Source organism: Clostridium sp. AF34-13 (genome assembly GCF_003477845.1).
Taxonomy (GTDB): domain Bacteria; phylum Bacillota; class Clostridia; order Lachnospirales; family Lachnospiraceae; genus Butyribacter; species Butyribacter intestini.
The window spans coordinates 118,213-138,266 of record NZ_QUEB01000011.1 but is presented as its reverse complement, the minus strand read 5'-3'; the positions used below and the strand labels follow the sequence as shown (position 1 = coordinate 138,266).

General features: G+C 32.1%; 30 protein-coding genes. All 30 read right to left on the bottom strand.

Annotated features, from left to right (window positions below):
- Positions 1-43 precede the first annotated feature (43 nt).
- On the bottom strand, positions 44-541 hold the full coding sequence (locus DWZ63_RS10895; protein WP_118499908.1) for a hypothetical protein: 498 nt from the start codon (positions 539-541) through the stop codon (positions 44-46).
- Positions 531-887, bottom strand: a complete 357-nt coding sequence (locus DWZ63_RS10890; RefSeq protein WP_118499907.1) for a hypothetical protein — start codon at positions 885-887, stop codon at positions 531-533. Before DWZ63_RS10890 ends, DWZ63_RS10895 begins: the two co-directional genes overlap by 11 nt.
- On the bottom strand, positions 859-1,959 hold the full coding sequence (locus tag DWZ63_RS10885) for an SPASM domain-containing protein (protein WP_118499906.1): 1,101 nt from the start codon (positions 1,957-1,959) through the stop codon (positions 859-861). The genes DWZ63_RS10890 and DWZ63_RS10885 overlap by 29 nt, the downstream gene beginning before the upstream one ends.
- Before the next feature lie 70 nt (positions 1,960-2,029).
- On the bottom strand, positions 2,030-2,203 hold the full coding sequence (locus DWZ63_RS15780; RefSeq protein ID WP_182431504.1) for a hypothetical protein: 174 nt from the start codon (positions 2,201-2,203) through the stop codon (positions 2,030-2,032).
- A gap of 4 nt (positions 2,204-2,207) precedes the next feature.
- Positions 2,208-2,633 carry a hypothetical protein gene (locus DWZ63_RS10880; protein WP_118499905.1) on the bottom strand — a complete coding sequence of 142 codons (426 nt, stop codon included), beginning with the start codon at positions 2,631-2,633 and terminating at the stop codon, positions 2,208-2,210.
- Positions 2,634-2,912: 279 nt separating this feature from the next.
- Positions 2,913-3,569: a site-specific DNA-methyltransferase gene (locus tag DWZ63_RS10875; RefSeq protein WP_147353227.1), complete on the bottom strand. Its 657-nt coding sequence runs from the start codon at positions 3,567-3,569 to the stop codon at positions 2,913-2,915.
- 68 nt (positions 3,570-3,637) lie between these two features.
- Positions 3,638-3,853 (bottom strand): hypothetical protein, encoded by a 216-nt coding sequence (locus DWZ63_RS10870; protein WP_118499903.1) that lies wholly within the window; start codon positions 3,851-3,853, stop codon positions 3,638-3,640.
- 51 nt (positions 3,854-3,904) lie between these two features.
- Positions 3,905-4,105, bottom strand: coding sequence for a hypothetical protein (locus tag DWZ63_RS10865; RefSeq protein WP_118499902.1), 201 nt, complete (start codon positions 4,103-4,105; stop codon positions 3,905-3,907).
- Between the two features lie 41 nt (positions 4,106-4,146).
- On the bottom strand, positions 4,147-4,548 hold the full coding sequence (locus DWZ63_RS10860; RefSeq protein ID WP_118499901.1) for a hypothetical protein: 402 nt from the start codon (positions 4,546-4,548) through the stop codon (positions 4,147-4,149).
- A gap of 145 nt (positions 4,549-4,693) precedes the next feature.
- On the bottom strand, positions 4,694-4,963 hold the full coding sequence (locus tag DWZ63_RS10855; protein WP_118499900.1) for a DUF6440 family protein: 270 nt from the start codon (positions 4,961-4,963) through the stop codon (positions 4,694-4,696).
- Positions 4,964-4,968: 5 nt separating this feature from the next.
- Entirely contained in the window at positions 4,969-5,292 is a 324-nt protein-coding gene (locus tag DWZ63_RS10850) for a hypothetical protein (RefSeq protein WP_118499899.1), read from the bottom strand.
- Between the two features lie 38 nt (positions 5,293-5,330).
- Positions 5,331-5,504, bottom strand: coding sequence for a hypothetical protein (locus DWZ63_RS15775; protein ID WP_182431503.1), 174 nt, complete (start codon positions 5,502-5,504; stop codon positions 5,331-5,333).
- Positions 5,505-5,553: 49 nt separating this feature from the next.
- Complete coding sequence (locus DWZ63_RS10845) at positions 5,554-6,462, bottom strand: DNA adenine methylase (protein WP_118499898.1); 909 nt, start codon at positions 6,460-6,462, stop codon at positions 5,554-5,556.
- Between the two features lie 144 nt (positions 6,463-6,606).
- Entirely contained in the window at positions 6,607-6,906 is a 300-nt protein-coding gene (locus tag DWZ63_RS10840; protein ID WP_118499897.1) for a hypothetical protein, read from the bottom strand.
- 69 nt (positions 6,907-6,975) lie between these two features.
- Positions 6,976-7,194, bottom strand: coding sequence for a hypothetical protein (locus tag DWZ63_RS10835; protein ID WP_118499896.1), 219 nt, complete (start codon positions 7,192-7,194; stop codon positions 6,976-6,978).
- Complete coding sequence (locus DWZ63_RS10830) at positions 7,187-7,411, bottom strand: hypothetical protein (RefSeq protein ID WP_118499895.1); 225 nt, start codon at positions 7,409-7,411, stop codon at positions 7,187-7,189. Before DWZ63_RS10830 ends, DWZ63_RS10835 begins: the two co-directional genes overlap by 8 nt.
- A 6-nt stretch (positions 7,412-7,417) precedes the next feature.
- Complete coding sequence (locus DWZ63_RS10825; protein WP_118499894.1) at positions 7,418-8,158, bottom strand: NAD-dependent protein deacylase; 741 nt, start codon at positions 8,156-8,158, stop codon at positions 7,418-7,420.
- A gap of 2 nt (positions 8,159-8,160) precedes the next feature.
- On the bottom strand, positions 8,161-8,718 hold the full coding sequence (locus DWZ63_RS10820; RefSeq protein ID WP_118499893.1) for a hypothetical protein: 558 nt from the start codon (positions 8,716-8,718) through the stop codon (positions 8,161-8,163).
- Positions 8,718-8,951 carry a hypothetical protein gene (locus DWZ63_RS10815; protein WP_118499892.1) on the bottom strand — a complete coding sequence of 78 codons (234 nt, stop codon included), beginning with the start codon at positions 8,949-8,951 and terminating at the stop codon, positions 8,718-8,720. Before DWZ63_RS10815 ends, DWZ63_RS10820 begins: the two co-directional genes overlap by 1 nt.
- A 236-nt stretch (positions 8,952-9,187) precedes the next feature.
- The gene (locus DWZ63_RS10810) at positions 9,188-9,937 is read right to left on the bottom strand and encodes a hypothetical protein (RefSeq protein WP_118499891.1); all 750 of its coding nucleotides are present in this window, start codon (positions 9,935-9,937) and stop codon (positions 9,188-9,190) included.
- A gap of 9 nt (positions 9,938-9,946) precedes the next feature.
- The gene (locus DWZ63_RS10805) at positions 9,947-10,528 is read right to left on the bottom strand and encodes a TerD family protein (protein WP_118499890.1); all 582 of its coding nucleotides are present in this window, start codon (positions 10,526-10,528) and stop codon (positions 9,947-9,949) included.
- Positions 10,529-10,540: 12 nt separating this feature from the next.
- A complete protein-coding gene (locus tag DWZ63_RS10800; protein ID WP_118499889.1) occupies positions 10,541-11,116 on the bottom strand; it encodes a TerD family protein in 576 nt (191 codons plus the stop codon).
- Positions 11,117-11,134: 18 nt separating this feature from the next.
- A complete protein-coding gene (locus tag DWZ63_RS10795) occupies positions 11,135-11,713 on the bottom strand; it encodes a TerD family protein (RefSeq protein WP_118257184.1) in 579 nt (192 codons plus the stop codon).
- Positions 11,714-11,921: 208 nt separating this feature from the next.
- A complete protein-coding gene (locus tag DWZ63_RS10790) occupies positions 11,922-14,522 on the bottom strand; it encodes a cation-transporting P-type ATPase (protein ID WP_118499888.1) in 2,601 nt (866 codons plus the stop codon).
- 242 nt (positions 14,523-14,764) lie between these two features.
- A complete protein-coding gene (locus DWZ63_RS10785) occupies positions 14,765-15,619 on the bottom strand; it encodes a radical SAM protein (RefSeq protein WP_118499887.1) in 855 nt (284 codons plus the stop codon).
- A gap of 46 nt (positions 15,620-15,665) precedes the next feature.
- Positions 15,666-15,872 carry a hypothetical protein gene (locus DWZ63_RS10780; protein ID WP_118499886.1) on the bottom strand — a complete coding sequence of 69 codons (207 nt, stop codon included), beginning with the start codon at positions 15,870-15,872 and terminating at the stop codon, positions 15,666-15,668.
- Between the two features lie 64 nt (positions 15,873-15,936).
- A complete protein-coding gene (locus DWZ63_RS10775) occupies positions 15,937-16,350 on the bottom strand; it encodes a hypothetical protein (protein WP_118499885.1) in 414 nt (137 codons plus the stop codon).
- A gap of 49 nt (positions 16,351-16,399) precedes the next feature.
- The gene (locus tag DWZ63_RS15995) at positions 16,400-16,906 is read right to left on the bottom strand and encodes a hypothetical protein (protein ID WP_243020592.1); all 507 of its coding nucleotides are present in this window, start codon (positions 16,904-16,906) and stop codon (positions 16,400-16,402) included.
- 97 nt (positions 16,907-17,003) lie between these two features.
- The gene (locus DWZ63_RS10765) at positions 17,004-19,196 is read right to left on the bottom strand and encodes a DUF262 domain-containing protein (RefSeq protein ID WP_118499884.1); all 2,193 of its coding nucleotides are present in this window, start codon (positions 19,194-19,196) and stop codon (positions 17,004-17,006) included.
- A gap of 28 nt (positions 19,197-19,224) precedes the next feature.
- Positions 19,225-19,893, bottom strand: coding sequence for a hypothetical protein (locus DWZ63_RS10760; protein WP_118499883.1), 669 nt, complete (start codon positions 19,891-19,893; stop codon positions 19,225-19,227).
- Positions 19,894-20,054 lie beyond the last annotated feature (161 nt).

The window sequence follows — 20,054 nt, the reverse complement described above, 5'->3', positions numbered from 1 at the left end:
ATAATTTTTTTCACATCTAACTATTGACATTTATTAGCTGGACTTAATGATGCGAAAATCTAACTGCTGTGCAATCTAAATTTGGTAAAATTTCATGCTCCAACATACCATCTTCGCCTTCGCCACCATCACCATGCTCAACCTGTACAATTACCTTGTTGTCGCCAATCTTATTCATAATCTTTTCAAATTTCTCCTTACAAGCATCAGCAATCGTTTTTTCTCCTTCTGTTGTTTCAAGAAAATCTCTTACTTCTGAATAAGACATTCCTTTTCTTTCTAATTCGTCTTCAATATCCCAACGAACATCCCAACTCTCATCATCAACGATCTCTTTAATATTATTCTCTGTTAATCTATCTGCCTCCTCAATCTCATCCAATAACTGACAAAGGTATCCATTTTCACCTGCTGACCAACCATTTTCTATATATTTGGGGAACTGCTCCTTTAAGGTGTTATAGATACTCTCTTCATCCTTAAATGAAAGAATAAAGGATGAACTACTAGAATTCGTTACATAATCCGATCTAATCTTCATATAATAATTTCCTCCAATCTGAATCTTCATTCGTTTCTTCATCTGTGTTTTCTGACAAATCTTCTGGTAAATTAAATTGATATTCACTCCAATTGACATTTCTTCCATTGACTTCAATCTTGTCAAAGAACTCACTCATGTCAAAATTATCCATCCATGTATAACCTGTTATATAATCATTATTCTCTGAAATATCCCAAGGTTCATCAAAGCATTCTAATCCTAATTTTTCACCTAAAGAACTATGTTCTCTGATTGCCTCAATCTGATCTTCATCAAGGCATCTTTTCGAGATAATAAAGCTGCTACTCGAAGAATTAGTCACAAAATCTTTGCGTACTTTCATATAAATTTTTCTCCTCTTTGTTGCATAAAACAATTTGTCTTCTAATAGGACAACCACCTCTACACTCACACTGTCTATTGCATCCACTGCAAGAATTTCTAAAATGGTCACGAAAATCTTCAAATTGCTTGCTATCCCAAGCATTCTGAACTGTATCATTTGAAATGTCATAAGCCCATCTCATATCTTGATTGTCAAAACTACAAGGCAACATCTTCATATCAGATGTGATATAGGCTGACCATCTTCCACCTTCACAAGTATCAAAACTATCTTCATTGATATTAGAAGTCATATTAATAAGAGCTGGAACTGTACAAGAATCGAAACCAATCTTAAAATCAAATTGACATGTATCTATGATATGGAAAAATTCTTTTACCTTTTCATCATCAAAATTCAATACATTATTCTCTTGTCCTAATCCTACTGGCTTATGAAGTAAAAAGATTATTGCATTTACACCTTTTGGAAAATCATTATTTCTTAGTCTTTCAATCGCTTCATCAATAGAATTATTACCTAATACATAATGAATATTTGTCTTCACACCTGCATCGAGCAACATCTGAATTGCTTTATATGTATGTTCCTGACGATACCAACTAATTGCAACTGCTCCACATAACTCCTTACAAAGAGCAACAATCTCATCGGTAAACCCTAATCCTGAAGATGTGAAATTTGGTACAATACCATTTTCTCTGCAATATCTAAGAATTTTTTCAAAATTCTCATGCTGATCTACGTCTCCTCTACCGCCTAAAGCAAACTGAAATGTCTTTCCTTTACATTCATCAACAATTCTTTTAAAATTTTCAAATGACATGTTCGGATATTTGGTCTTTAATCCATTCTGATAGCACTGAACTCCAGACTTAATACACAGTCCACTTGCACCATGAACACAATGTCCCATAACTCCAATGTCGAGTAATTCAGGAAACGAGGTCATAAAAGGATCTTTTCCTGTATCCTTTCCATTTTCAATTACTCCACTTCTCATGTAAAATCCTGTATTTGGATTGAATACAGATACAAATTTGTTCTTCTTATCAACTTTCTTAATCATTTTAATAACCTCATTTCTTTTTTATTTACTTACTTATTCTTTGTTACGAGCCAATGAAAGACAGGATTCATCATTCCAAAACCTTTGCATTTTCAAATGCATTTGATAACATTCCAAGCGTTTCTTTTTCGTAATTTCCAGCCATTAAATGAGCGTCCACACTCAATCTACAGAATGTTTCGTTGAATTTATCTTTATTAAAATCACATTCAAACTCTTTTGGAATTTCTATTACAATTTTCATATAATTATTCTCCTAAGTCGTTAAATTCTCTACCGTCTAAAATATTACCAATCGCAGTTTTACATTTTTCTAATGCATAACAATATGCGTTCTTTCTGATATTATCTTCTACAGAAATTGGTCGCTTCTCATATTCACAATCAATTTCCTTATCTATTACTTCAACAAATCTTTCCAGTCGCTCAACAATCGTAGAAGTGTCAAATAGATTTACTCCTGTTTGCTTGCTAATACTTTGGATATATTTGTCAACAGATTCGTTCTCTTCTTTTGTTGCTTCTCGCATTGAATGTTCAAACGCTCTAAATTCGTCCTTTCCAAGCCACTTTACCCAAGCACCACAATCATCACAATACAATCCTGTATTATTACCTTTTACCTCTGTATGTAATGCAATGCTTCCACACTTTTTACAACAATTCTGATACATTATACACACACTCCTTTCATACTTATATATTCTCTTTCCGTACTACCACATCGCAGCAATTTTCATTACACTTACAAGTAGCCAACATAACGCTGAAAATGACCACAAAATTTTTGACAACTTATCATCATTTATGATTGCATTGGCGGCACATAAGATTATTAACATAATATGTAAAATTAACAAAAACATATTTCTCCTTCCACTATATATAGTGGTCTAATATTGTTCCAACCGCTATATATAGTAATAAATTTGACATGAAATGCGAGTTTCTTCCTATCCTAATAATCTATTCTCTGCTATCTCAAAATACCCTTCGTTCAACTCAACACCAAGCCAATTTCTATTATTTTCTTTAGCTACAAGCAAATGAGAACCACTACCTGCACATGGATCAAACACAATATCTCCTTCGTTGCTGTTATCAAGAATTAATTCCTTTAATAAATCATGATTCTTTTCAGTTGGATGTAATTTGCTTCTTCCACAGGGATATTCAAAGACTGTATTTTTACAATGAGCATTGAATGTGCCACCACGCTTTTTAAACCACACAGCATTTTCAATGCCAGATAAATAGATATGCTGTCCATTCATAGGACTTGGATTTGTTTTCTTCCATATTAACTGTCTAACAGTTCCTTGATGTTTCTTCTGTTTTTCTGAGAAGAATTTATGTATTTCTGACAACTGTTCCTTGCCACAAAATATAATTATTGTTCCAGAAGTTACTCTAAATAATTCTGGTAAAAATTCCTGTAAATCAAATGTCATAATATCTGCATTTTCTTTATCGAGGGTTCTAAGACCATTACTATCTCTGTTTACTTCGCCATATGGAATATCAGTAATCGTTAGATTAACGCACCCATTTGGCATTGTTTTCATATAATCCATACAATTATCATTGTATATAGTATTTAATTTTTCCAATTTTTTAATCTACTCAGAGCGATATATCTTTAAGGCTGCCACTCACTCCTTTCGTATTATTCAGTTAATTATTCTCTACTTCCTTTGACTTTTTCTGCTAATTCTTCGATTCTTCTCATATCATCAACCAAATATTCGTCTCTATCTTCTTCATCAATAGCTTCTACAAAATCATCAATTGCCATATTGTATATTTCTGAACACTTCTCTGCTAACCAATCTTCAAAAGAATCTTTATCAGTTGCAACTTCTACAATAAATGTCTGTTTACTAATTTTACCCATTCGTTCACCTCCTGCCATCAAATGAAAGATTTCTTTCAATGTATTATTCTCTTAATTGTGATAGGTTACATCAATATGTTCCATGCACCATTTCCAATACGGAATTACTTTAACACCACCAGCTTCATTCCAATCTTTCTTTAACTGCGTTTGTGTATCTTTATCTAAACAAGAAACTAAATACAAAGAACACTCCATTGGTGCTGTTTTTCTGTATTCTTCACTAAAATCTTCTAAATTTAAATTCGCCATTTGCTACCTCCTAACTCCAAAGAAACTTCGGTTTCATGTGCTTACTTTTTATCTGTAATCTCAAATGGTACAATTGATTCAGGAATATAATTAACCTCATACTTGTATTTATTGACTTCAGCACCACCCAAATCCTCAATAACATACATTGTATCTTCATTCAGCCCAATAATATGTCTCTTATATGTGCCATCTTCCATCTCTACAACAAGCGTCACCTGATCATTTGTCGCATCCTCTCTACTAAATGCACCAATCATTTCAAACTCAACCTTATCAGTACGAGTATTGATTACTGCAAATCTTCTAAGAACATTAAAGTTCTCCGCTTCCTGTTTCATATTATATGTAACCTTTTTTGATTCAGTTTCGAAAGCACATCCAGTTAATGATGTTGCTACCATTCCAACTGCTAACATTACTACTAAAATTTTCTTTTTCATGTAATTTACTCCTTACTATCTCAAAATCTTACTTAATCTCTTCACAACTTCTTCGCAAAATCTGTACAAACAAGTCTTCTTAAATGCTATTCTCAAATCATCAACAGCTTTCCTATATTGCTGACGTAATTCGTTGTCTATCATACTATTCTTCATCATATAATTTCACTGTTCCATCTGAATTATAGATAGGTGTGATTCCAAATTGATAACCATTCCATTTTACAAAATACATTACTTTTGTGTTTTTATCATAGAGAACTTCAGTGCCTCTATCACCTGTATATATTGTTACTAAGTCTATATATTTATTTCCAAGATCACTATTTTCAGACTCAATATCACCTTTTGTACATCCAGTCATTCCAAAACACAATGTTAATCCTAATGCAACTGCTAAAATTTTCTTCTTCATATGATTTATTCTCCTAACTCTATTACAATATTTAATTCATGAAATCCATCATGTGCTTTAACTGGAAACGCAAGTTTATAATGGTTGTTTAAATATTCACTAATAAGTTCTTTGGGAATAACTGATTGGATGTTTAGAAAATCTTTATTTAAAATATCTGTTTTCATCTTTTCAATGTCATCTCCATAAAATCCAAGAGCCTCTCCACATCCAAGACACCATAACCCCAATCCATTATCTGCGTCATATACGATTAGATAGGCATTTGTTTGATTTAGCGGTTTGTTTTCACAAAGAATTACATCCCCTGTTCTTAACTTATACAACATATTTTTTCTTACCTCCATTTTACAAGGAAATCTATGTTTCATTGGTTTTCATCAACTGTTATCGTAAATATACTTTTATCATTTCCTTCGTCCTCTCTCATCCAACGTGCGTGAAACCCTTGATTTATAAGGCTTTCAAGGTCATCATTTGTCATATATGCTGGATTTAAGGCAATTTCCTTGATTTCATAGTCATTTATCACTTTTTCCATAATTTTTCACCCAATGAAATTCCGCTTTACTTGGAATTTTGTTTTGATTTTATAAATCAGCATACACTTTTACATATTTAGCTCCAACTTCCGAATATTCAAATTTATTCAACCATTCTTCTACAGGTTTTTTCTTAACATCACCACTAATATTCCCCTTACTACGACCTTTTGATAATAAATATGTATGTAATGCGCCTTGCATCTTATATCCTTCAGAAATATAAATAGGCACATTATTCCAAATTTGTCGCTCTAATTCGTAAATATCAAAAGAATCTTTATAACCAGTTGTATTCATATATGGAGGATCAATATAAATAATTACATTCTTATTTCCATTTTCCCATTCTGTATTAAGTCTATATAATGCATCAAATACATTTTCCTTACTTGCTACAATACAACCTGACATTTGATTGACTATATTTTCAACCCTGCTATATAAGGTTTCTGGCATTGGCATCATAGGATTGACAGGACTCTTACGGTTACTTGTTGCAGTTGGAAGCCAATAATTCCTGAATGTGTTATTCTTCCACTTTCCATTTTCAATCCAAATCTGTTTTGAGCCAAATGCACCAGCTTGTAATAGCAAATAATGATAAATCATCTTATCTTTATCTACTTGCTGATTACTTAATTCTTTGAGATATGATTGAATATTTTCGATAGAAGGTAGTTTATCTATTTCTTCTCTGAATACATTTAATTCAAATTCATCGTTTGCTATGTCTTGCCAGAATTGACCAAAACACCCATTATCAATCATCGTTATATTATTTGAATTAAATCCACGATTAATAAGTTCTAATGAAACTGCTCCGCTTCCACAACACAAATCATAGAATTTCGTATCATCATTGATATTATTTTCTTCATAAAATATATCTACAATCTGTTTTGCTAATCTCTGTTTGCCACCTTGATAACTACAAGGTATTTCTAGTTTATTCAATTATTTTTCAGAAGAAAGAAGCTTCTTTACGTGTACACAACTCTTTCCTCCTTTTATTTTTAGTTTTCATATGAAAAAAATATTTCTTGTTACTTTTATTTGGAAATTTGGCTGAATCGCCAAGATAGAAATTTCTATATATGATTATTCTTCGTCTTGAAATGATTTAATTCGATTTTCTAAATAATCAATCTCATCATTCCAATGGTCTATTAACATGTCTTCGATTTGATGCTTTGCATCTTCTATACTGTCTGCAAATAATGTATCATATTCAACATTTAGTTCTTTTGATACATATATAAATATGTTTTCGTCTGTCTCATCTTGTACAAAACCAGCTACTACATTTTCATCATCTTCTTCATAAAATTGACTAAAATGTAATTTATAACATTCCTTACCAAAGTCATTCTTTTCACCTGTTTCCCAATATTTCTTCACTTTATCACCTCGCTTAATTTGGCTGATCAGCCGTGAATAGAATTACCACTATATTAGATTATTCTCTGTTTAGAATACACCATTGATATAAACAACATCATCTAACAATTTATTATTTATAGTAATAATATTGTTACCTAATAAGCTTATTTTAAAATGTTTTGCTGTTTGATTATTGCAGATAATGCATTTAATTTTTTCATATTTATTGCAAACATTTTGCCACTCTTCATCAGTTGTATCGTTATCAATAATATAGCCATTCTTCATATGCTCAATTTTATGCATTCATTTCACCTCTATTAGATTTTTCTCCACATGGAATATCACCAACAATAGCTTTGTCAAACGCTTCTAATAACATTTCTGCGATTTCCTTTTCATAATTACCACACAGACCGTTATAATTCATATCTGTAATTACTCTTAAAAAGAAATCTTTGAACTTATCGGCGATAAAATCTCTTTCATATCCTCTTGGAATATCAATTGTTATTTTCACCATTTCACCTCACATCCATTTTTCGATCTCACTAAACACATTACCCAATGAATCAACAATCATCAGATCTGTATTTTCATTCATTAACACTTGAATTTTCTCCCTATTGATAACAACTAAATGATTGCCACTAAAATATGAAATATAATGAGCTGCTGGATAAACTTTTAATGAAGTACCACCAATAATCAACATATCAGCATTACTAATTGCTTCAACAGCACCATTTACAGCTTCATTCGGCAAATTCTCTCCATATAAAGTCACATCAGGTCTGATCAGTCCACCACATTCACACTTTGGGATAGCTTCTTTAGTGCTGAACAAGAAATCAGAATGATATTCTATTTTGCATTTACTACAATAATTTTTCTGAGTAGTTCCATGAATCTCAAAGACATTCTTACTGCCAGCTTTCTGATGAAGTCCATCAATATTCTGTGTTACAATAGCTTTCAACTTACCTATTTCTTCCATCTTGGCGAGTACCTTATGAGTAATATTTGGCTCAATATTTCTTGTATCCATCTTCTGACGATAGAATTCATAAAACACTTTTGGGTTATTATATAAACATTCTCTACTCAGAAGATATTCTGGTTCATATTTATCAAATTGAATGTCATGCTGATTATATAATCCATCCTTGGAACGAAAGTCGGGAATACCACTTTCAGTAGATACACCTGCTCCACCAAAGAATACAATATTATTTGACTCTTCTATATATTCTCTTAATTTTTCGTACATAGTCACTCTCCATTCGTAATCATATTCAAAAACAATAACTCATCTTTTTTCAATGTAATATCATAATTTTTCCACTTCTCCATAAGCTCTCTTGTGTCGAATCCATGAGGAACTACAATTGCAAATCCATGTGGTGTCTTATGACAATTTATATCAATAAGTTTTATACCAGAAAAATGATTAATGTCAGAAAGAAAATCGGCTGCCATTTCTCTATTGTCCACATCAAAATCAAACAGCCACTTACTCTCATCACGATTTTGTACCTGCTGTGCAACAGATGCCAATATGCTATTAAGCTGTGTTATACTTGGCTTGTCTCTCAGCAGACGAATAATCAACTCTTCTCTGATTTTCTCTTCATTCCTTGAATTAACTGACCTATATAATCTTGTCTGCTCGCCAGGAAGTCCTTTAGTTGCAAAATCCTTAAAAACTTCAATCACTTTATCTTCGTTCTCTTTGTATTCAAGAATTGTTTTGGCACGTTCCTTAAAGTTTGGAATGTCCTTATTATCCTTGTTACGAGAACGCATTAGATATACATATAAGTTTGACATTAATTCACCTCTTGACTTTTAATTTTACAAAATTTTATTACTATTCTTTCCGTATGATAAATTCCTTTTTCACATCTTAATTCGTGCGAATATCCTTTTTTCATAAAGTCACATATAACATCAAGATCATCAGCACTTCTATCTCCATCTCTAATATATTCAATGTCTTCACCTTGAGATTCTTTTATAATATCATCTATATCAATTCTACAAATTCTATCATATGATTTCATATTTCACCTCCAAAATTCCGTAAGAAATGTGCGATTCATTCTAATGTAAAATATATACCATATATAGTATATATTGTGTTTTATAGTTACTATATATGGTATATTGATAGAGTTAGTAGGCTATAACACCTACCAACTCTTGAATTATTTATTCTTCTTACGTTTTCCTACAATAAAACCTGCTCCAAAGCATACACCGAGACAGATTACGAAAACTCCAATGTTTAATACAATCATTACTTATTACCTCTCTGTCTCTTCATATCATCAAGGATCTGACGAGCATTGCGCTCTCTCTCAGAATTAGCAAGTCTTCTCTCATTAGCCTGTGCGCTAGAATCATATGCAATTCTACTTCCTTCTGCACGTTCTCTTGTCTTTCTTGCTCCTTCACGAACTCTTTCAAGCATTCTATCGCTCTCGTTATTCGTATTAAGACTATCCATACTCTGATGAAGTTCGATAATCTGACTATCAGCTTCCATCTGAAAAAGAACCTGTTCCTTTTCCTCTTTAAGTTTCTGCAATTCTTCGGCTGCCTGATCACGAATGTCTTTCTGGTGAGCCTGTGCTTCTTTCATCTCTTCGATTGTATCTTTTAGTACATTAATCTTATTCTCCAAAGTAGACTTCTTCATTGCATACTGCATTGCCTCATCCTCTTTGTTTTCATCAAGACAAGCGTTAATCTGCTGTGTAACACGCATAATATCTTTATTTGCCTGATATAAATCTTTTTCTGCTGTATCACGCTTTCCTGAAATTTCAGCATATGTAGCAGATGCCTTGTTATAAAAATCTTCCTTTTCTCTAATGGCTGCGTTGTAATAATCCCTAGCACCTTCTGGTGTCTGTGCATCCTGGCGCATTACTTCATCCGTTCTTCCTTTAAATTTTACTCGAAGCTGTTTACCAAAAGGAGTAAAGAAAAGAATCAGTGCAATTAATACAATCGCCACAATTACAATAAACATAAAATTTGTCATACAACCCTCCTACTCTGCATCAATTCCATACTGATTACATAATGCCTTTAATCCACCGTTATAGCCACTTCCTACAGCCTTAAACTTCCATTCGCCATTATGTTTATAAATTTCAGCTACGACTAACGCAGTCTCGGTAGAGAAGTCTTCACTTAAATCAAAACGAATAAATTCCTCGCCTGTCTCTTCGTCTACTACACGCACATATGCATTCCCAACCATACCGAAGTTCTGAAGTCTACTCTCAGCATCATAAATTGTGACCGTCACAGCAAGAGTCTCATAGTCTGATGGGATTTTATCAAGTTTAATCTTAATAACCTCATCATCTCCATCTCCCTCACCTGTACGGTTGTCTCCCATATGCTTTACACTCTTTGAACTATGTTCAAGATTACCATAGAAAATGAAATCCTCATCCTTACCAACCTTGCCATTCTCTTTTGTCATAAACACAGAGGCATCGAGGTCAAAATCTGCTTCTCCGTCATAATGATTAATATCCCATCCAAGTCCAACAAGAATGTTTTTTAATGACGGTCTACCCTTTGTTAAATCTACTCTCTGTCCTTTACTTAATGAAACTGACATAATTAAATCCTCCTACTTATATCTTCTTGTTAATTCGCTAATACTTGAATCATTTGTTCCCTGACCGATAGCGTTAAATTTCCACTCTCCGTCTTTCTTATAAACCTCTGCAAATACCATTGCTGTCTTGCCAGCATAATCATCTGAAAGATTGTATTTACAAATTTCCTTACCAGTTGACTCATCAACAAGTCTAATGTACGCATTCTTGATAAGTCCAAAATCCTGCTTTCTTGAAATACAATCATAGATATTTACTACAAATACAATCTTTTCAACCTTATTTGTAATATTCGCAAGATCAACTGTAATCTGCTCATCATCACCGTCTCCATCTCCTGTGAGGTTGTCACCATGATGATACACACATCTGTCTTCCGCTGATCTGTCACCATAATAAACACAGGTACGATACTTATCATCTTTTCCTAGAATAATTGCCGAAGCATCGCAATCAATGTTTGGCTTAGAACCAAATAATCCTTTCTTAACAGCGTCCCATCCAAGTCCTACCATAATCTTTGTAAGACCACCTGCTACTTCCTTAGATAAATTGATTTTCTGTCCTTTGACTAAATTTACTGACATATATATTCTCCCTTCATTTTATAAATCCAAACCAAAATTTCTACCAATAGCAGCTAAACCACCATTGTATCCAGATCCAACCGCATTAAATTTCCACTCACCGTTCTTACGATATAATTCACCTGCAATCACACCAGTTTCTAACGAAAAATCTTCATTTAATTCATACTTGAATAACTCTTCATTTGTATCAGCGTTGTATGCTCTAATGTACGAATTATCAACCATTCCGAAATTCTGTAAACGATTTTCTGCATCATAAATTGTCGCTGAGAAGCTAATCTTTGTAATATTAGATGGAATCTTATTTAACTCAACAATCATTGTCTCGTCATCGCCATCACCTACACCTGTTCTATTATCGCCAGAATAAATCAATGCTCCGCTTGGATGCTGTGGCTGACCATAAAATACAAAATCCTGTTCTCCTGTTACCTTTCCTGAATCATCAGTAAAAAATGCTGATACATCCAAATCGAAATCTGCATTACCATCGTATCTATTTGTATCCCATCCAAGACCAAATACGACTTTGTTTAAACCTGCATTGCCTTTTGTAAGGTCAATCTTCTGACCTTTAACTAAACTAATTGACATATTGTTTGTCCTCCTTATTCTTGGGAAGGCTGTCAACCTTCCTTTTAATAATTTAAAAGAAATTGGGAATGTGAGTAACGTCAGAAAAATAAATGGAATAAAGCGTGTAATACATACTGTAATAACACTAATTGAAAAGTATATAAGAGTAATAATCTCTACTTTTTTATAACTTTTATCTCTCCTTACCATGTTCTCATCTCCTCAATTACTTATTCTCTCTTTTCTTCTCAATAATCTTTCTGATAAGATCAATTGGAATAACCATAAACGCTAGAATTGCAACTACTACCCAATGTTTGAAATCTAAAGCTGTGACCTTAATAAGATTCTCCGCAAAGTTGCAAAGAACAAACGTCATTGCAAAAATTCCGATTGCAATGGCTGAGAACAGTTTGTTCTTCCCAATACCATTGAATAAATTAATGTGTTCTGTACGAATATTAAATCCATTAAATACTGCCATAAAGCATAACAATGCGAATCTCGCTGTCATAGCTTCTGTTTCAGATGCAAACATATTTGCAATAGGACTGAATGTAATAATTCCATAAAGTGCAATAAATGCTACTGTACTGATTGCAATACGTTTCTTTGCACCTCTGATGAATAAACCAGAACCTTTCTTAATAGGTTTTTCAGTCATATATTCATCCTTTGGAGGTTCGCCACCAAATGATAATGAATTAAGAGAGTCCATAATGATATTTACAATCAGAATCTGAACCGATGCAAGTAATGCACCTGTTGCAATCATTGGATAGATAACACTGAGAATCAGAAGTGAAATATTGATAGGTAACTGAAATTCAAGGAACATCATAATATTGTGCATAAATGTTCTTCCAAGTTCTACTGCCTTTACAACGCTTGCAAAGTTATCATCTGTCAATACAATGTCTGAAGCTTCTTTTGCTACATCTGATCCACCTTGCATACCAAAACCAACATCAGCTCTCTTTAAAGCAGGACTATCATTTACACCATCACCTGTCATTGCAACTGACTTTCCAATCTCTTGTGCTAATGTGACAAGTCTGAGTTTTGTGTTTGGTGAGCATCTTGAAATAACTCTCAATCGAGGAATTATACTCTTTACTTCATCATCTGACATCGCTTCAAATTCATCATTTGTAAGTGCTAAATCTCCATCTTTGTAAATTCCACACTCTGTAGCAACTGCAACTGCTGTCTCAATACAATCGCCTGTAATTTCAATAACTTGAATACCAGCCTTATGTGCTGTTTTTACTGCACTTGGTACTTCATCTCTTACAGGATCTACAACACCAATGATTCCAAGGAATGTCATATCATTTGGTAATTCATTCTCTACTAAATCACCGCTCGCCATTGTCACAGCAATGCATCTCATTGCATTTCTTGTCATTGCGGTAATTTCAACATTAAGTGCTTCTCTATCATTGTTCTCTACAATCTCACCATTTGAACTCAAAACCTTTGTACAATGTTCAATAAGTTTTTCAGGTGCACCCTTATAATATGTAATTCCATCTTTTGTAGTAAAAGCTGAATATTTGTTTCCACTATTAAATACTTGCTTTAACTTAACTGGATTATTACTCTGAATATCAGCATATTTATTAGGTGTTACAAGTCCAAGAACTGCTCTGTCAATTGAATTACCACCTGTAATATTATTCTCTGAATCAAATGTAGCACTATTATTCAAACAGATATTTGATTCGATACTATTCCATAAAGCAGAATTTTTATCTACTTCATTACCAAATCCATCAATAATTCTCTTTGGTGTCATAATACCTGTCGTAAGAGTACCCGTCTTATCAGTACAGATAATATCAACATATGCTAACTCTGGAATTTTACCAGGATTCTTAGCAAGAATATTGAATTTCTCCATTGTCTTTACATTCTGTTTTGTTACAAGTTTTACAATAAGAGGCAATCCTTCGGGAACAGCAGCTACAATAATTGTTAATGCTACTGAGAAGTTCTGTGCGATTTTCTGAATAATATTCAGAACACCACCGCTAAAATATTCTCCAAATCCAACCTGTACAATTCCTGAAATTGTAAGCACCGCAAATGTAATAACTGCTGCGATTGTTCCCCACTTAGAAATGAAGTCGCTCAGATTATCAAGTGCAATATCAAGTGCTGTCTTTGGTGCTTCAAGTGTTTGCATTTTAACAAGTGTATCACCATTTACTGTATTCACACCTACATCAGTAACAATCATTTTTCCTTCGCCTGACATTACTGTTGTACCAGCAAATAAGCAATTCTGATTCGTATAAGCATCTGTTGAAGTAGTTTTCTTATGAACGTATCCTTCAATTGGTGTTTTCTTACACTCTTTTGTTTCTCCATTAATAGCTGCATTGTTTACAGAAATCTTACCTTCAAGGAGATATCCATCTGCAAAAATCTCTTGTCCCATTCCTACACAAACGAGATCACCAACTACCAATTCATCCTTGTTAATTGTTTGAACTTTGCCATCACGAATTACGTCACAATACCTGACTGATGTTTTGGCTCTCAACTCTGCTGCTGATTTTTGAACACCAAGTCCAGTCTTAACAGCAATACATGTTACAATTGCTAATACAACAAGAATCATAATTGGATCTGATAAATCCATTACTCCCATGACTCCAAGGAATAACTGTAATACTGCAATTGCAATAAGAATCATTGTGATTTTCTCACTTAATGCTTCCTTTGCGAAGTCATACCACTTGTCCAACTTTGGTTCAGGAAGCTTATTACTTCCATGAAGCTCTCTACTTTTGAGAACTTCTTTACTACTCAATCCATTCATCTGTTTTACTCTCCTTTTCTATAATTTTATATATGAATGTTAATTGGTTACATATCTATATTCTCTTTTTAATTTGGGAATTTTATTGAGCTGAATCGCTCAGAAATTTTTTACAATGAAACGAAGTTTTACTGTGCTTTTTTAGTAACAGTGCCCATGGTATCCACCTCCATCTCCATCACAATGTTCTGCCATAGTTCTCATCATTTTTACAATCTTCCTTAATAATTTTGTGTACATAATTACACCCATCCTTTCATCAATTCTCCGTTTTCATAAACCACGCCATATTTATTTGTTGGTTTTCTAAATAACGTACATACAACTTTAATACCATCACTTAATGATGCTTTTAATGTTTCTTCGCACATAAAGCACGATCTTTTTAATAATACAGGAGTTTTAAATCCTGATATTATATTCTCCATATCAAGATATGTTTGACATCCATTTGAATATGGAGAGCCTAATTTAATTCCAAATGTCTTCTCAAATGATACATAATAATCTTTTCCATGCTGAATTTCTGATAATTTAATTGAATTAAATCCCATAGAATCATAATGTTTTAAACACGTAGTTAAATCCTCTTTTGTATATAAATATGGTTTAACAATATTTAGATTTATTCGTATCTTTTCTTTATATGGAAGCGAATTATAAAAAGCTTGTCTATTATATTGTGATTTTGTCTTTCTAATCTCATCTGCCGCATCTTCTTTATAATGCTGTGCGGAAATATTTAACCCATCCAAAATCGAAAGTAAATATACGAATCTATCTCTCTTGTCATGACAAATTTTTGGAACAGATGTCGTAACATATAATTTAAGATTTGACGCTGCTTTGATTTTCTCTACACAATCAATTAATTCATCTAAGAATAAACAAGGCTCTCCACCAAGAAATAGAACATCGTCTAATTCATTTTTATTCTCTAATATAGTAGTTACGATTTTATCTACATCTGGTTTTACAATATGCATTCCTTCGTAACACTGATCTACACAATGAGCACATTTATTATCACATGCACTTGTAAAATGCACATCAAAACTGTTGTATATGCCATCACAACAATTACATTTTTTCTTCATAATTAACCTCTCTTTCAAAAAATCCAAGCTACTGTGATTTTATTTACTACCAAATTCCGTTTACCGTCTTATCAATTGCTTCTCTCATCACTCCACCTGTCATTTTATTCATTATATCTGCAACAAGATCTTTAAATTCTGCTCCTATTCGCCTATTATGACGAGCACATGGTTTTGAACAATAATTATTTCTTCTACATTTTTCACAGTTACCATTCAATTTCCACTGTTCATTTTCCTGAATCTGTTCCATAATACCTTTTAACCTCCAATCATTTTTCGTAGCAAAACGAAATGTTTCTAATAATTTTTATTCTCTATTCATCATCAATCGAATAATACACATAACCTTGACTATCTTCTTTTTCAATTGCTTGATGAATACCGATATTATTTTCAGACCATTCTAAAAACGGACATCCAAAATTCCCATAAGGAACTTCTTCGTCTTTGTCCTCAACTCTAATAAATCCCTTATATTTCGTTAATAATTCTGGACAGTTCTGTTCAACCCATTCTCTTTTTGCAGACACGCAAAAATTAATTGACATATCTACAAGCGATTCTACAATAACAAGTTCATTGTCTTTTACCCATTGTTCATCTCTAAAATTTATATAATAATTTTTATCTTTTGACATACAAATCCAAGATATAAATGGTTCAACGTTTGGATAGTACTCTGAAGACCATTCATTCAATTCAAAATATATAATGTTATTGTTAGACATTATTTGTTTTCACCTCGCTTCCATATGAAATCGAACTTTCTTATCATTTCTATTTATGTAACACAGCTTCTATATAATCTTCTCTTAAAATCTCATACGATTTCTTATCGTAATATTCTCCATCGTAGCATTTAAATTCCTTTCTCCAGATGCCTACAATTCTTCCATTATATTTGTCTATCATTTTGTCATAAGACTTCTCAATAGGATTTCCAACTACAACACAAAATGTCAATTTTCTAAATTTAAATTTCTCGAAAATATCCTTCAATGTTTGTCCCAGATCCATTCCAAATACAATTTTGTTGTCTGAAAAATTGTAAATACACAATCCGCTGCAACTATTATCAGAACGATTTACATTGTATTTTATGTATCCAATTACATTTCCATCCTTATCAAGTGATACAAATTGATGTTTATTCCATGTATTTTCTTCAATTTTTTCTTCATCGCAATAAACATCAGCGTGTACAAACTTATATTTATCAGTAAACCATGTGTCTACTAATTTCTTCTGTAATTCTTCTTTATACTTAATTGCCAAATCTAGCACACTATTTCACCTCCAAATCACAATCCATTGAAAACCACATTTCTTACTAAAACTCACCAGATTCTCCCTGATTGAAACTTCCTTACATTAATATCTTTTATGCTGATGCTTGTACATAGTTGTTTAAACTATTTATCATATATGTATAATTCTCTTTCTGATTCTCCGAATATACATTATTTTGATTAGAAACTTTTACAAGCCATTGATCTAAATCAATATTGTTTTTTAATGCATATGCAAAAATAGCAATCAATGCATTTTCATTATGATAATCAAGAATCGCAGATTCCTTATTAAATCCATGCAGTTTGTTCTTTGCATAATCTATAAGTTCATAACACTCATCTATATCATTTTCTGTAGCATCTGGATTTACGTTTGCTTTTACAAACTCAAGAGTATCGTCCTCTGCTGTTTCTACTATGTTATTCTCTACTTCACTTTTGCACTCTTCGTTTTCAGTTTCTTCAATATGTAAATAATCATTCATAAGTTGAATAAGTAGCTCAACTTTTCCTGTAATAGTTGCTTTATTTTTAGACTGATGATCCTTAAAGTCATCCATATTAATTCCATTAATTTTTGTATTCTTTAAACCATTATTATATGCATTTAAGAAATCAATAAATTTATTTAAACCAATATTATATGTAAGGAATTTATGAAATACTGCCATCCACATAGGAGTATATGTAGTAGTAAACATAGTGTTCACGTTATCTCCTGCGTGTTCAAGTACTGTTTCCAATTTATCTAAATCTGACTTAACAACATCAAATTCTTCTTGGCTTGCATTTTCGTCTAAATATTTATAAGCCATTCTTACATCTGATTTCCAATTGTCTGAGTGGAAAAACAACATAACCATTTCTGCAACCATTCTATCTATTTTTCCTTTTGTCCAATTTGAAGGAGTATATTTGCCACAATTCTTAAAGAATCCTGTTTTTTCTGTAATTGTCTTAATCTTTCTTGCCGTTTCAGTAGAAATAATAGTCATTCCAGACTGTTCCTTATTCATACTTGCGTGGTTATTATAATCTCTAATATGATCTGCAATCTGGTCATCTGTACAATTAAAAAATTTGGTCACATTGACATTAAAATTATTAAATCTTTTCTTTAATTCATCTGGCAAATCTTTGTATGACTTCCCAATAACATCAATAACTCTCAATTCAAAAATTGGAATTCCATCTTCGTCAAGAACACGGTTTCCATTTTCATCCAATACATATTCTCTGTATTGAATTAAATGTCTTTCAGCACCTTTTGATCCAATTTTAAAATGATTTTCTTTAAAAGATTCTGCATAAGAAAGACGTTGTAACCCATCAATAAGGTGGGAAATTGTCATTCCTTTAACATTTTGTTCGCAAAGAATAATTTCTGGGATAGGAAGATTTGAAAGAAGTCTACAAATATATCTATTTCTTTCTTCATTGCTCCACTGAAAAGGTTTTCGCTGTAATATATACTTACAATTAATATCACCCGTCTTTTTCATATCAATCAAAGAAAATATAGAATACTTGTCCATCCTATATCCTTCAGCCTCTTTAATTTCCATTACTCTTTCTTCCATTACGTTTTCCTCCTCTATAAATTCTCTCTTATTCTTTGTAAATAATGTAAGGTTTTCGTTCATCTTAATTGATTGCATCACACTGTTGTATTCTTTGTCTGATATGCTAAGTTGTTGTTTAATTTCGTCAGAAGAAATATCTTGCATTTTCATTTTCAATATTATTCTTTGTTTATTGCTTAATGATACCATAAATTTCTCAATATTATCATTCGCTTGAAAATTCAAATTACTTTCATTCTCAATATTAAAATTTGAAGCAATTTTCTCTTTTAGGTCAACATCGTCATCTAAAGCAGGTGTATCAAATGATATATCAGAAATAATAACTGGCGTTTTCTTTCCATTAGAGTCAATTTCATAGACAATGTTTCCCTTTTTATCTCTAAGAAGGTTTTTTCTTTTTCCTCTTTGATAGTTATCTCGATACCACGTGCTTACTTTTCTTTTTATATTTCCAATTAAAAAAGTATTGAAATTGGCTTCATTATTTTCATCATATGAAACAGCACTTTCCATCAAGACATCCATTGCTTTATCATACAGTTCGTCATGTTCTGAATTTGGAATATTAAATCCTTTAAATGTATGATATGTAATTTTTTTTAACTTTCTCATATCATCTTTCATATATGTATTTATCCATGCCATCTGTTTTTTTGAAAGTTTTTTTAATTTTTCACGCAATATTTCATCTTTCATTTGTATCACCTGCCTTTCTTATATTTTTTTAATCTTCTAATATATCATTAGCAATCTTCCAATACTGTGTTCTTCCTTTATATTCTCCGTCAGAAACTTTACTTAACTCCAATTTAATCTTTTCAATCGTATACGATCTATCAATTGCATCTGACATAACTGTTACATATCTTATACACTGTTTAATTTTACGATGTTTATCTCGTATATCATCGAGTAGATAGCCTATCTTTGCCACTTTATGAGCTTGTGGCTTCTTACCATTATGTACTTTCTTATATTTTTCTAATGCATGATTAATATCGCTTTCTGCACTATCACACTTTGATAATGCACTATTAAGTAAATTTTTATATGTAATAAGTTGATTATCGTCCCAGCCTGCTAACCCTAAGATAGAATTGGCTTCTGATTCAATCTTATCTAATAAAGCATAATCGAAATTACCTTCATCTCCTGTATAAATATTTGCATTTCCTCTATAATAAAGAGATTTATCAGATTTCTGTCCTGTATCCACATCTATAAGACTGTATTTCTTAATCCATGAATACTTCTTTCTGCTATTCTGTACTAATGACCTCGCCTGTTTGTAAGTAAAGTTTTTTGCCATAGAACTCGAAGTCGTTATCATATACTCACCTGACTTCATAGGATTTTCCATAACATAATTTTTTCCATCTGTTAATATAAACAAAAAATCACTCCTCTCTGATTTTTGGCGTACTTTAATAAACCTTTTGATTTTTCAAAAAGTTAAAGTAACATATTCAATTGTTAATTTTTTTTGTGAATTAGGTAGAAAATACCACTTTGAACTTGAAAAAAATATAATTTATATGTAAAATAGTGTCAGGG